Source organism: Bradyrhizobium sp. Ses1 (genome assembly GCF_059512365.1).
On the sequence record NZ_JCAMOQ010000052.1, the window covers coordinates 38,377 to 50,781 of the forward strand.

At 65.6% G+C, this 12,405-nt stretch carries 12 protein-coding genes; 9 read left to right on the forward strand and 3 right to left on the reverse strand.

The annotated features are described in order from the left end of the window. Window positions 1-118: 118 nt before the first annotated feature. The 9 genes from ygfZ (at window position 119) to AC5ZG5_RS37290 (ending at window position 10,082) form a co-directional block, all read left to right on the forward strand. Window positions 119-1,000, forward strand: coding sequence for a CAF17-like 4Fe-4S cluster assembly/insertion protein YgfZ (gene ygfZ / locus AC5ZG5_RS37250; protein ID WP_456645806.1), 882 nt, complete (start codon window positions 119-121; stop codon window positions 998-1,000). After that, window positions 997-1,623 (forward strand): DNA-3-methyladenine glycosylase I, encoded by a 627-nt coding sequence (locus AC5ZG5_RS37255; RefSeq protein WP_130225585.1) that lies wholly within the window; start codon window positions 997-999, stop codon window positions 1,621-1,623. The genes ygfZ and AC5ZG5_RS37255 overlap by 4 nt, the downstream gene beginning before the upstream one ends. Further along, window positions 1,620-2,234 (forward strand): YfbR-like 5'-deoxynucleotidase, encoded by a 615-nt coding sequence (locus AC5ZG5_RS37260; protein ID WP_456645805.1) that lies wholly within the window; start codon window positions 1,620-1,622, stop codon window positions 2,232-2,234. The genes AC5ZG5_RS37255 and AC5ZG5_RS37260 overlap by 4 nt, the downstream gene beginning before the upstream one ends. Before the next feature lie 237 nt (window positions 2,235-2,471). Next, on the forward strand, window positions 2,472-2,978 hold the full coding sequence (locus AC5ZG5_RS37265) for a tyrosine phosphatase family protein (protein ID WP_456645832.1): 507 nt from the start codon (window positions 2,472-2,474) through the stop codon (window positions 2,976-2,978). A 118-nt stretch (window positions 2,979-3,096) separates the two neighbouring features. Next, complete coding sequence (locus AC5ZG5_RS37270; protein ID WP_456645804.1) at window positions 3,097-5,793, forward strand: DUF2339 domain-containing protein; 2,697 nt, start codon at window positions 3,097-3,099, stop codon at window positions 5,791-5,793. A 37-nt stretch (window positions 5,794-5,830) separates the two neighbouring features. Beyond that, the gene (locus AC5ZG5_RS37275; protein WP_456645803.1) at window positions 5,831-6,406 is read left to right on the forward strand and encodes a TetR/AcrR family transcriptional regulator; all 576 of its coding nucleotides are present in this window, start codon (window positions 5,831-5,833) and stop codon (window positions 6,404-6,406) included. Between the two features lie 52 nt (window positions 6,407-6,458). Then, complete coding sequence (locus tag AC5ZG5_RS37280; RefSeq protein WP_456645802.1) at window positions 6,459-7,433, forward strand: zinc-dependent alcohol dehydrogenase family protein; 975 nt, start codon at window positions 6,459-6,461, stop codon at window positions 7,431-7,433. 231 nt (window positions 7,434-7,664) lie between these two features. Further along, window positions 7,665-8,198, forward strand: a complete 534-nt coding sequence (locus AC5ZG5_RS37285; RefSeq protein WP_456645801.1) for a FecR domain-containing protein — start codon at window positions 7,665-7,667, stop codon at window positions 8,196-8,198. A gap of 6 nt (window positions 8,199-8,204) precedes the next feature. After that, window positions 8,205-10,082, forward strand: a complete 1,878-nt coding sequence (locus tag AC5ZG5_RS37290; protein ID WP_456645800.1) for a CHASE2 domain-containing protein — start codon at window positions 8,205-8,207, stop codon at window positions 10,080-10,082. Window positions 10,083-10,327: 245 nt separating this feature from the next. On the opposite strand, the gene AC5ZG5_RS37295 is transcribed toward AC5ZG5_RS37290, so the two are convergent. From AC5ZG5_RS37295 to acuI, 3 genes are all read right to left on the reverse strand, one after another. After that, window positions 10,328-10,561 carry a DUF6894 family protein gene (locus AC5ZG5_RS37295; RefSeq protein ID WP_028166914.1) on the reverse strand — a complete coding sequence of 78 codons (234 nt, stop codon included), beginning with the start codon at window positions 10,559-10,561 and terminating at the stop codon, window positions 10,328-10,330. A 157-nt stretch (window positions 10,562-10,718) separates the two neighbouring features. Then, on the reverse strand, window positions 10,719-11,297 hold the full coding sequence (locus AC5ZG5_RS37300) for a hypothetical protein (protein WP_456645799.1): 579 nt from the start codon (window positions 11,295-11,297) through the stop codon (window positions 10,719-10,721). A gap of 104 nt (window positions 11,298-11,401) precedes the next feature. After that, window positions 11,402-12,388 carry an acrylyl-CoA reductase (NADPH) gene (gene acuI / locus AC5ZG5_RS37305; RefSeq protein ID WP_456645798.1) on the reverse strand — a complete coding sequence of 329 codons (987 nt, stop codon included), beginning with the start codon at window positions 12,386-12,388 and terminating at the stop codon, window positions 11,402-11,404. Window positions 12,389-12,405: the final 17 nt, after the last annotated feature.

Below are 12,405 nucleotides of genomic sequence, written 5' to 3' on the forward strand. Positions count from 1 at the left end.
CCCGTGTTCAAGCTGCCTGCCGGGCCTTGTTCGGCACAGTTTAGCGCCTTAACTTCGGTAGGAATATCCGCTAGCTCCGTTTCCCAAAGGAACCTTGGAAAAGGGCCGAACAAGCCGCATGAAAGCAGCATTTCTACCCGATCGGGGCGTGGTCAAGGTGACGGGCGAGGACGCCCGCAACTTCCTCAACGGCCTCGTCACATCAGACCTGACCGATCTTGCGCCGGGCATGGGCCGGTTTGGCGCGCTGCTGACCCCGCAGGGCAAGATCATCGTGGATTTCCTGATCACGGAGGCGCCGGCGGGCCATGGCAGCGGCTTCCTGATCGATGTGCCGCGCGCGCTTGCGCAGGCGCTGACCGACAAGCTGCGCTTCTACAAGCTGCGCGCAAAGGTCGCGGTCGAGAACCTCTCCGACGGGCTCGGCGTACTGGCCGCCTGGGACGGCGAGCCCGCGATGAAGCCCGACCTCTGCTTCGCCGATCCGCGCAGCGGCGCGCTGGGTTTCCGCATCGTGGTGCCCGAAGATTTGAAAGCCAAGGTCGCAGGTCTCATCGGCGCCGATCTCGTCGACAGCGCCGCCTATGAGGCGCATCGCATTGTGAGCGGCATCCCGCGCGGCGGGCTCGACTTCAGCTATGGCGACGCGTTCCCGCACGAGACCAACATGGACCGGCTGAGCGGCGTCGATTTCGACAAGGGCTGCTATGTCGGCCAGGAAGTCGTGTCGCGGATGCAGCATCGCGGCACCGCGCGCACGCGCACCGTCAAGATCATCCTGGACGATCTGGCGCCCGAACCGGGCGCCACCATCGTCGCCGGCGACAAGCAGGTCGGCACCATGGGCTCGGCCGCGGGACAGAACGGCCTGGCGCTGATCCGCACCGACCGCGTCGCTGATGCGCTCGATGCCGGACTTTCGCTCTCCGCCGGCGGCCTTGGTCTGAAGCTTGCCGAGCCTGATGTTGTGCGCGCCGCGCCGAAAAAGACCGTCGCATGAGCCGCACTGCGCAACTGCACCCCGACGGCAAGATTCGCTGTCCGTGGCCGGGCGAAGACCCGTTTTACGTCGCCTACCACGACGAGGAATGGGGCGTGCCGGAATATGACGACCGCGCGCTTTACGAAAAGCTGATTCTCGACGGCTTCCAGGCCGGCCTCTCCTGGATCACGATCCTGCGCAAGCGCGAGAATTTCCGTAAAGCCTTCGACGATTTCCAGCCCGAGAAGATCGCGCGCTACAACGACAAGAAGGTTCATGCGCTGATGAACGATGCCGGCATCGTGCGCAACCGCGCCAAGATCGAGGGCACGATCGCAAGCGCGAAGTCCTATCTGAAGATCATGGAGGAAGGGCCGGGCTTCTCGAAATTCCTATGGGATTTCGTCGACGGCCGTCCTAAGGTCAACGAGTTCAAGACCACGGCGAGCGTGCCGGCCTCGACACCGCTGTCGATCAAGGTCTCGAAAGAACTGGCCTCGCGCGGCTTCAAGTTCGTCGGCCCGACCATCGTCTACGCCTTCATGCAGGCGACCGGCATCGTCAACGATCATCTCGTGACCTGCTTCTGCCACGAGGCTTGCGGCGGCAAGCATCGCAGCCCGCGCTTCAAAGTGAAATGACCGGAAGATCACCGGCGCCGAAGCAGGACGCGCGGGCCTGGCAGCGCATGCTGTCCGGGCGGCGGCTCGACCTGCTCGACCCGTCGCCGCTCGACATCGAGATCGCCGACATCGCCCACGGGCTCGCCCGCGTCGCCCGCTGGAACGGGCAGACCAGCGGCGCGCACATCTTCTCGGTTGCCCAGCATACGCTCCTGGTCGAAGCGGTGATGCGCCAGCAGATGCCGCGCGTCGATGTCAGCGTGCGGCGCGCGGCGCTGCTGCATGATGCGCCGGAATATGTCATCGGCGACATGATCTCGCCGTTCAAGGCGGTGCTCGGCGGCGACTACAAGACGGTGGAGAAGCGCCTGCTCTCCGCGATCCACATCCGCTTCGGCCTGCCGCCGGCGCTGGCCGACGAGATCACGCAGCAGATCAAGGCTGCCGACCGCGGCGCCGCCTATCTCGAAGCAACGCGTCTGGCGGGATTTTCGGAAGCCGAAGCCAAGCGCCTGTTCGGCCGCGATCCCGCACTGCCCGCGGCGACCGAGCGCGACTATCTCACGCCCTGGACCGCAGCAAAGGCCGAGAAACGGTTCCTCGAACGCTTCCAGGCGGTGGCGGCGTGATCTTCTTCCCTTCTCCCCTTGTGGGAGAAGGTGGCGCGAGGCGCCGGATGAGGGGTTGCCTCCACGGGCGATCGTGCGCGTGGAGAGAACCCCTCACCCAAGCGAGTTCGTGGCCATGCCGGAGCTGCCCTCTCCCACAAGGGGCGAGGACGCAATAACTGGCATCGCGAAGGGCGGCTTTGCCCACCCTGCGGCAGCGGCTATAATTGAGGCCAGTCACGTTGCCGAAGGACCATGATGCTTCACGTCTGCTCGCTTGCCCTGCTTCCCGAAACCGTAAGACTGACCGGCGCCAGCCACATCCTCACCGTGATGGCCAATATCGCCCAGGTGCAGCGCCCGGCCTCCGTGCTCGAAATCAACCATCTGCGCGTGCAGGTCGACGACATCACCGAAGTGATGGACGGCTTCATCGCACCGTCGGAACGGCACATCGAGCAGGTCCTGAACTTCGTGCGGGGCTGGGATCGTAGCGCGCCGATGGTCGTACACTGCTACGCCGGCATCAGCCGCTCGACCGCGAGCGCGTTCGCTGCCGCCTGCGCGCTCAATCCGCATCGCGACGAGGCCGAGATCGCGCGCAAGATCCGCGCCGCCTCCCCGATTGCGTCGCCGAACCGGCTGATGGTGAGCCTCGCCGACAAGGCGCTCGGGCGGGAGGGCCGGATGGTTCGCGCACTCGACGAGATCGGCCCCGGCGCCATGAGCGTCGAAAACCAGCCTTTTCGGGTCGACCTCGAGTGAGCCGCGCGGAAATGCCACTTTGATGATTGAACTTTTTGCGGGGCAACCTCCACTCAATGGATTGCGACGACCGCGGACGTGATTGGTTACGCCCCTCGCGCGCCGGCCCGGAGGCCTGATGCTGGAGTTCATTGTTTTTGTCATTGCGATCGTCGCATTTGCTTTTGCGCTGAAATCAATGAACGAAGTGGCCGCATTGCGCATGCGGCTGGAGGCCCTCGAAGGTGCGAATGCTGCGGCAATACGGCCGGCATCGCCGCCGCCACTCGTCCCCGAGCACGAGCCTGAGCCGACGCGTGCGACCTCGCCGCCGGCTGCGGCCACGCCTCCACCATTGCCGCCCGAGGCCATCCAGGCCGCACCTGCCAAGACCGAGCAGGCTGCAGAACCGGACGCGCCAACCGGCGCGCCGCCTGCGCCTCCGCCGCTGCCGCCCGCACAGCCTGGCTTCGAAGAGACCATCGGCACCCGATGGGTGGTGTGGCTCGGCGGCCTGACGCTGGCGCTCGGCGGTTTCTTCATGGTGCGCTATTCGATCGAAGCCGGCCTGCTCGGGCCCGGCGTGCGCACCATGCTCGGCGGCCTGTTCGCGCTGGCGCTGCTCGGCGCCGGCGAATGGACGCGACGCAAGGAAAGCATCTCCACCATCGCGCCGCTGCTATCAGCCAATATCCCGGCGATCCTCACCGCCGCCGGAACAGCCGTGGCATTCGCAACCGTCTATGCGGCCTACGCGCTCTACGACTTCCTCGCGCCGGCCACCGCCTTCGTGCTGCTCGGACTGGTCGCGCTCGGCACGCTCGCCGCGGCGCTGCTGCACGGGCCGGCGCTGGCCGGGCTTGGCGTCGTCGGCGCCTTCGCCACGCCGATCCTCGTGTCATCCGAAAAGCCGGATTTCTGGGCGCTCTACATCTATCTGGCGATCGTCACCGCAGCATCGTTCGGCCTCGCCCGCATCCGGCTGTGGCGCTGGCTTGCCGTTACCACGGTGGTGTTCGCGCTGCTCTGGACCTTCCCCTGCCTGCAATGCGGGCCGTCGATGATCGGGCCGCATGCCTTCCATGTCGTCGCGGGATTCATCCTCGCCGCGCTCTTGGTCGTCTGCGGCTTCATGTTCGGTCCCGAGGCGGAAGGCGAACAGGTCGAGTCGATCTCATCAAGCTCGCTGATCGCCTATCTGTTCGGCGCGCTGCTGATCGTGCTGAACAGCTTTCACGCCGACCCCGCGATGATCACCTTCGGCCTCCTGGTCGCCGGCAGCCTCCTCGTTGCTTGGCGGACGCCGGCGGCCACTGCCGCGATCGGCGCCGCGGCGCTGTTTGTGTTCGTCGTGTTCGCCGAATGGGCGGTGCGCGGCAATCCGGACATGCTGGTGCTGCCCGGCGGCCCCCTGCCCGGCATCGGGCCGAACGCCACCGACGGCTCGGTCTCGCTGCACCTGACCACGGCGGCGATCTTCGCCGGCATGTTCGGCGTGAGCGGTTTCCTCGCGCAGCGCCGCTTCGCAACGACTGCAATCACCGTGCAGTGGGCGGCGGCCGCCACCTTCACACCGCTGGCGCTGTTGATCGCGCTCTACGCCCGGATCGCGCAGCTCGACCGCTCGATTCCGTTCGCAATTCTCGCCGTACTGCTCGCCGCGGCCTTCGCCGCCGCCACCGAATTCCTGACCAGGCGCGAGGACCGGCCCGGACACTCCGCCTCGATCGCGCTGTTTGCGACCGGCACGCTCGCCGCACTGGCGCTCGCGCTCACATTCGCGCTGGAAAAGGGTTGGCTCACGATTGCGCTGGCGCTGATGTCGCTCGGCACCGCCTGGATTTCCCTGCAGCGGCCGATCGCCTTCCTGCGCACGCTTGCTGCGATCCTCGCCGGCATCGTGGTGCTGCGCATCGGCTATGAACCGCGGATTGTCGGCGATGCCGTCGGCACCACGCCGATCTTCAACTGGCTGTTGTGGGGCTACGGCATTCCCGCCGCGTCATTCTGGGCAGCCAGCATCTTCCTGCGCCGCAACGGCGACGATGCGCCGCTCCGCGCGGTGGAGTCGGCCGCGATCCTGTTCACGGTCCTGCTGGTCTTCATGGAGATCCGTCACGCGGTCAATCAGGGCGACGTCTACCGCAACAGCGCCGGCCTCACCGAGGTCGCGCTGCAGGTCTGCACGGCGCTGGCGATGGCGATCGGGCTCGAGCGTCTGCGCATCCGCACGGCCAGCATCGTGCACAATATCGGTGCGGTGCTGCTGACCGTGTTCGCCGGTCTCGCCGCGGTCTTCGGTCTGATGCTGCTGGAGACGCCGATCCTGTGGCCGATCGATGTCGGCGGCAGCTTCATCAACCTGCTCCTGCTCGGCTATGCCCTGCCGGCGGTGCTGGCGCTACTGTTGTCCTATGCGGTGGCGGGACGGCGCCCGGCCGCCTATGGCAACACGCTCGCGGCCGGCGCGCTGATCCTCGCCCTCACCTATGTCAGCTTCGAAATCCGCCGGCTCTACCACGGCCCCGTGCTGTCGCACGGCCCGACCACGGGCGCCGAGCAATACAGCTACTCGATCGCGTGGCTGGCGTTCGGTGTCGTGCTGCTCGGGATCGGCATCGTCGTTGGCTCGCAGCGTGCGCGGATGGCCTCTGCCGCCGTCATCGCGCTGACCATCGTCAAGGCGTTCGTAGTCGACATGTCACAGCTCACGGGCGTCTACCGCGCGCTATCCTTCATGTGCCTCGGCGTGGTGCTGGTCGCGATCGGCTGGCTCTACCAGCGCATCCTGTTCCGGCGACAAACGGCACCACCCCCGGTCGCTGGCGTGGGATGAGCTTGGCGAAGCTCGTGCCAACGCGTAGATAGGCGGCATGGCAAGACCGCGCAGTTTCGATCCCGATGAAGTGCTGGACGTTGCGCGCGACGTGTTCTGGCAGAAGGGTTTTCAGGGCACGTCGCTCGACGACATCACTGCAGCGACGGGCCTCGCCAAGCCGAGCCTCTATGCCGCCTTCGGCGACAAGAACGCGCTGTTCCTGACCGTGCTCGATCGCTACCACACGCGTATCGTTGCGCATGCCGAGAAGGTGATCAACGAGGGATCATCGGCACGCGAGGCGATCGAGCGCTGGCTCGCAGCCTTTATTCCACGCTGTTCGGGCGCCAAGGGAAGCCGCGGCTGCCTGTCGATCAACGCGTCGGCCGACGGCATTGCCGAACAGAATGACGTGCGCACCAGGATCGAAGCTTTCAACCGGAAACTCGAGCATTTGCTGCGCGATAGGCTTCGCGCCGATCGCGCGCAGTTTGGCGCCGGTTTCGATCCCGATGCCGCCGCGCACACGATCATGGCGGTCTATATCGGGTTGATGGTTCTGGCCAAGGACAAGCCGAGCGCCGCCAGCGTTCGCGCCACACTCGATCAGATCATGCGCCTCCTTGTTTGACTTTGGTCGCTCATTATGTACTCATAAGTACATAACAGCGGAGACCATTGCCATGAAGGCGATCCAGATCGAAGCATTCGGCAATCCCGCCGATGTTATGAGGCTCGTCGACGTCCCCGATGTCGGCGCTCCCGGCGACGGCGAAGTCGTCATCGCGCTGGAGGCTTCGCCCATCAACATGAGCGACCTCCTGATGATCTCGGGCCGCTACGGCTACCGCCCGAAGCTGCCGAGCATCGTCGGAACGGAGGGTGTCGGCCGCGTCGTGGCGGTCGGTCGTGGCGTCAAGCATCTCAAGCAGGGCGACCGCACTCTCATCCCCTATCCCTCGCCGGCCTGGGCAGAGCGCATCAAGGCTGACGCCAGCAGGCTGCGGGCGCTTCCCGACGGCGATCCGCTGCAACTGGCGATGCTCGGCATCAATCCCGCAACGGCTTACCTGCTGCTCACCGAGTTCGCCACATTGGCTCCCGGCGCGTGGGTGATCCAGAACGCAGCCAATTCCGGCGTCGGCCGCGCGGTGATCGGGATCGCGAAATCGCTTGGATTGAAGACGGTCAATATCGTCAGACGCGAGGAAGTCGTGGCTGATCTCAAGGCGAGCGGCGGCGACGTCGTGCTGGTCGACGGACCCGACCTCAACAAGCGCGTCGCCGCCGAGACCGCCGGTGCGCCGATCGCGCTCGCCATCGATGGCGTCGCCGATACCGCGACGATGAATCTGATTACGTGCCTGGCGCCGAAGGGCGTGCTGGTGTTCTACAGCGCAATCAGCGGCAAGCCCTTCGTCGGTCCGGCACAGCCCTTCATCTTCCGCGACATCGCGATGCGCGGCTTCTGGCTCGCCAACTGGTTCAACAGCGCCACCGCCGCGCACGTCAGCGCGATGTACGAACACCTGGCGCCGCTGGTGGCCTCGGGCGTGATCAGCGCGCCGGTCGAAGGTACCTACCGTTTTTCGCAAATCCCCGAAGCCGTGTCGGCGGCGCAGAGGAATCGCGGCAAGGCGCTGTTCACGCCGGACTGACCGAGGGCAGACGGGATAAATCGGCAGGTTCTTTATCACGCCCGCGCGCCTGCCTCGGGGCGTGCCTGACATCACGCCCCTGTGACGCGACTTTGTGCATGACTTTGTGCATGACGAGTTGTCGCGTCGGCTCGCGCCATTGCACTGCACCCGGGCAGACATTTTCTAGACATAGTGTGCGCTTCAAAGAGCTATATTGCAGCGACTGACCATTTTAACGAGGGGAGCGTTTTGCACCGAGACATTGCGGGAGCGCTCGCGCGGCTGGCGAGCTTGGCGATCATCTGCGCAACACTTGCGATCCAGCCTGCGGCAGCGCAGACGATGGCCGCGACTTGTCCATCGCAGGCGGGCGCGCGAGGAACGCAGATCCTGGTCTGCCACGACGGCCTCATCATCGTCGCCGAGGACGGCGCGAGGTTTACGCTGCAAGGCCACGATGGCAGCGCCATGGCAGTCGATCTGCAGAGCAAGGCACTGCTGCTCGACGATGCCAAAATGCGCGGCAAGAATCGCTTTCGCGTCAACACGCCACAAGCGATTGCCGCCGTGCGCGGGACCAAATGGGCGGTCGATGTGCAGGAGGCGAGGACATCAGTGCTCGTGCTGCAGGGCCGGGTCGCGGTGCGCCGGCCACGGGGCGGAAACCAGGTGGTGCTTGGTCCGGGCGAAGGCGTCGACGTCGATCCGGGAAACGAGCCGCTGACGGTCAAGCGCTGGGGGCAGCCGCGCGTCGATGCGCTGCTCGCGCGCCTCGGGCAATGATCCTTGGTGAGCGGCCGGATCCCTCAAACATCGATCGCGCTTCTGCTCTCACTCGTCTGGGCGGCCGCGCTGGGAATAGGCTACTGGAACGGTGACGTTCAATTCCTCGATCGCGCCGAAGGCGCGCTGACCGACCTGCGCCTATCGGCACGCGGTGAGCGCGCGGCGCCCGATCTCGTCACGATCGTTGCCATCGACGATGAGACAGTCGCCAAGCGAGGCGGCTATCCGCTGCCGCGCGCCGACCTCGCCGCGATCATCGAGAAGGTTGGGAGCTACGCACCGCGCGCGATCGCAGTCGATCTCTTGCTCCTTGACCAGGGCAAGGACGGCGGCGATGCGGCGCTGGCGCAAGCGCTCGCAAAGCGCCCTTCCGCCATTGCCGCTGCCGCCGTGTTTCCCGATGCGATCCAGATGCTGGAGGCGGATGACAAGAGCCCGCTCGCGCGGCTGCCGCGGGCGGAGAGATTCCTGCGCCCACTGCCAGCGTTCGCGGAACATGCTGTTGTCGGCGTCGTCAACCTGACCACCGACAAATCGGGCACGCCGCGCGGCATTCCCTTGCTGGTCCGCACCAGCGACAAAGTCGAGCTGGCGTTTCCGCTGCGCGTCGCGGCACTGGCCGCAGGCCACGACCCGGTGATCGAAGCGGACAGCGTGCGCCTCGCAGGTCAGACCATCCCGACCGACATCGATCACGTGCTGCCGCTCGTCTATTACGGCCCGCGCGGCACGGTGCCGACGGCAAGTGCCGCTTCGGTGCTGGATGGCGACGTCGCGCAAGCGGCTATCCGCGACCGCATCGTCGTCATCGGTGCGACGGTGACCGGCGGCGGCGACGTATTTCCGACGCCGTTCGATCCGGTGATGCCGGGTGTCGAGATCGTCGCAACAGCGATCGAACATCTCATGACCGGCGGCGGCATCCTGCGCGATCGGTCGATACGCCTGACTGATGCGATCCTTTCAGTGGCGTTGGCGCTTGCAGTGGTCAGCCTATTGGCGTGGCGGCGCAGCGCGGCCGGCCTGCTCTCGATCGCAGCGCTGGTGACGATCTGGGCTGTGATGAACTACGTCGCATTTTCGCGCGGCATCTGGCTCAGCGCCGCATTGCCGATTGCCGCCGCCGCGCCGCCGGCAATCCTGTTCGGGTCGATCCAGCTTTGGCTCAATCGGCGGCAGGCGCACTATTTCGCGGTCAAGAGCGACCTGCTGCAGCAATTCCAGGCACCGGCGCTCAACAGATGGCTGACCGCCAATCCGGCGTTCCTGCTGGAGCCGCGGCACCAGGATGCGGCGGTGATCTTCATCGACCTCTCGGGCTTCACGGCATTGAGCGAGACGCTCGATATCGACGCGGGGCTTGCGCTGCTGAAAGATTTTCACACCCTCGTCGACGAGGAGGTCGAGTTGCACAGCGGGATCATCACGAGCTTCCTCGGCGACGGCGCCATGATCCTGTTCGGCCTGCCGGAAGCAACCGAAGACGATGCGCGCAAGGCCGCGCACTGCGCAGTCACGCTCTGCAACCGCGTCGCGCAATGGATCAATTCGTTGCCGGGAACGATGGCGCCGCGGATCGGCTTCAAGGTGGGCGCGCATTACGGACCGATCGTCGCCTCGCGGCTCGGCGGCAGCTATCAGCACATCACCGCGACCGGCGATACCGTGAACGTGGCGAGCCGTCTGATGGAGGTTGCGGCCAAGGAAGGCACGCCACTCGCGCTCAGCGACGACCTCTTGCAACGGACCGGCCCCGCCTCCGCCTTGTTCGAGAGCGGCACGCTCACCGGCCCACGCGAGACGCTCATCCGCGGACGCACCCGCCCGCTCTCAGTCTGGCTATGGCGCAACGATTCGCGCGGCCAAGCTAAAGTGCGATGAGATCAGATCGGAAGTACCTTACCTCTCCCCATCGGGGAGAGGTCGGATCGCATGCAGCGCAGCGGAATGCGATCCGGGTGAGGGGGATGAGCTCCGTCGAGAGACTATAACCCCTCACCCGGCGCTGCGCCGTAGCCGAAGCTACGCTTCGGCGTGTCTTAGTAACGGCCGCCGAAGGCGGCCTATGCCTCTCCCTATGGGAGAGGTGAACACCGCGGCCGCACCGAATCAAGCAAAAGTCAGTTCTAACCAATCGACTCCGCGATCAGGCGGATTCTGAACACGGGCTTCTTGCTCTCGTCGATCAGCTCCATCTGCCACTCGGCGTCCTGCTTGAGGCTGCGTGCGATGCTGCCGAGAAGATTGCCGCTGACCTTGGTCATCTCGGCCCATGCGGCCTCACGGCTTTCGAATTCCGACCCCTGATCGGACGCGCCCGCGAAGCGACCATGGCTGATCCTGAAGAAATATTGCGGCATGTGGAACTCGGTTGTTGCGCCCACCCCCCGGCCGTCCTGGTGGAGATTAGGAGATTAGACGCTACCAAGCCATGAATTCGCGAGCCCGTATCATTACGGGTCTTCGCCGCCACGTTGTCGCCTCGATCAAACCAAGTCGGCGGGACGGTGATTCCAGCTAATCGGTCGAACGGCGCAATTCCGCCGCGCCTTCCGGTTGCGCCGATTCTGGCTTCACCGGCTCGAGCCTGGTGCGCTCGACAGGCGGCGTCTCGACGCGCGCGGACACTTCGGCGCGGGAGGCGTCGGCCGAGCGGGTCGCACGCAGCGAGCGCGGGCGCGCCACTGCGCGCGCCAGCAGCATCTGCTTGCCGCCCTGGTGATGGAAGTCGCAATAGGCAAAGCCCATGCCCGACACCGAGCCGCGGAACGAGCGATCGTCGCGCTTGTCGAGGTTGAAGCAGGGCTCGAACGGAAGGCCTTTCAGCGAGGCACAGACGGCCTGACCGCGAACCTGCAGCGTGTTGCCCGGCAACCTGACATGGCGAATCGGGCCGGAGCCGGAGAACTGGATCGAGCCGGCGGCGCCCATGTCGTCGAGGATACGCCCCGCGCCGCGGGTGCCGTCAAAGCAGGTGAAGGCGAATACCTTGCCGGCGACAAATCGCCTGGCCTCTTCGGCGCTCATCGATCCCGCCAACGCAGGCCCGGCCATCGCGCCGGCCACGACCGTCCCCAATACCAGACGCGCAAGCATGAGCCACTCCACTTACCCAGCGCGGGCACACCGCCTTTACCCGCTGCTTACCATACCAACCAAGGCAACATTGGAGCAGCTTGGTTGGTAAATTCTGAACGCCGTCAGACTATTTTTACCACGATCCGGCCGCGGACCTCGCCCGCGAGGATTTTCGGGCCAAAGGAGATCGCTTCGTCCAGGCCGATTTCATGAGTTATATCAGCGAGTTTTGCCTTGTCCAAATCGCTGGCGAGGCGGCTCCAGGCACGCTTGCGCCGTTCGATCGGGCACATCACCGAATCGATGCCGATAAGGCACACTCCCCGCAAAATGAACGGAGCGACCGAGGAAGGCAGGTCCATGCCGGCCGCAAGCCCGCACGCGGCGACAGCGCCGCCGTACTTGGTCATCGAGAGCATGTTGGCGAGCGTGGTTGAACCGACGCTGTCGACGCCGCCGGCCCAGCGCTCTTTCGCCAGCGGCTTGACCGGGACGGTCAATTCGCTGCGGTCGATCACCTCGGCGGCGCCGAGGCCCTTGAGGTAGGCCGCCTCCGCTTGCCGCCCGGTGGAGGCGATCACGTGATAGCCGAGCTTGGACAGCACGGCTGTCGCAACCGAGCCGACCCCGCCGGCCGCCCCCGTCACCACGATCGGCCCGCTCTTGGGTGTCACCCCGTGGTCCTCCAGCGCCAGAACCGAGAGCATTGCGGTATAGCCTGCGGTGCCGATCGCCATGGCGTCGCGCGCCGAGATCCCGTCAGGCAGCCGCACCAGCCAGTCGCCCTTGACGCGCGCCTTTTCGGCATAGGCGCCGAGATGGGTCTCGCCCATGCCCCAGCCGTTGCAGACGACCTTGTCGCCGGCCTTCCAGTCGGGATGCGAGGACTGCTCGACAGTGCCGGCGAGATCGATGCCGGCGATCATCGGGAAGCGCCGCACCACCGGCGCCTTGCCGGTCAGCGCCAGGCCGTCCTTGTAGTTCAGCGTCGACCATTCGACGCGGACGGTGACGTCGCCATCCATCAATTCCGCGTCGTCGAATTGCGTGAGCGCGGCGGTCGTTCCCTTGTCCGCCTTGTCGATCCTGATCGCCTTGAACGTCGCCATGATGGACCCTCCCGTAC

What these genes read in the sequence shown, in the direction of transcription:
- ygfZ (WP_456645806.1), top strand. Translation starts at nt 119, where the DNA reads ATGAAAGCAGCATTTCTACCCGATCGGGGCGTGGTCAAGGTGACGGGC.
- acuI (WP_456645798.1), bottom strand. Translation starts at nt 12,388, where the DNA reads ATGGCGACGTTCAAGGCGATCAGGATCGACAAGGCGGACAAGGGAACG.
- AC5ZG5_RS37260 (WP_456645805.1), top strand. Translation starts at nt 1,620, where the DNA reads ATGACCGGAAGATCACCGGCGCCGAAGCAGGACGCGCGGGCCTGGCAG.
- AC5ZG5_RS37255 (WP_130225585.1), top strand. Translation starts at nt 997, where the DNA reads ATGAGCCGCACTGCGCAACTGCACCCCGACGGCAAGATTCGCTGTCCG.
- AC5ZG5_RS37280 (WP_456645802.1), top strand. Translation starts at nt 6,459, where the DNA reads ATGAAGGCGATCCAGATCGAAGCATTCGGCAATCCCGCCGATGTTATG.
- AC5ZG5_RS37295 (WP_028166914.1), bottom strand. Translation starts at nt 10,561, where the DNA reads ATGCCGCAATATTTCTTCAGGATCAGCCATGGTCGCTTCGCGGGCGCG.
- AC5ZG5_RS37300 (WP_456645799.1), bottom strand. Translation starts at nt 11,297, where the DNA reads ATGCTTGCGCGTCTGGTATTGGGGACGGTCGTGGCCGGCGCGATGGCC.
- AC5ZG5_RS37265 (WP_456645832.1), top strand. Translation starts at nt 2,472, where the DNA reads ATGCTTCACGTCTGCTCGCTTGCCCTGCTTCCCGAAACCGTAAGACTG.
- AC5ZG5_RS37275 (WP_456645803.1), top strand. Translation starts at nt 5,831, where the DNA reads ATGGCAAGACCGCGCAGTTTCGATCCCGATGAAGTGCTGGACGTTGCG.
- AC5ZG5_RS37270 (WP_456645804.1), top strand. Translation starts at nt 3,097, where the DNA reads ATGCTGGAGTTCATTGTTTTTGTCATTGCGATCGTCGCATTTGCTTTT.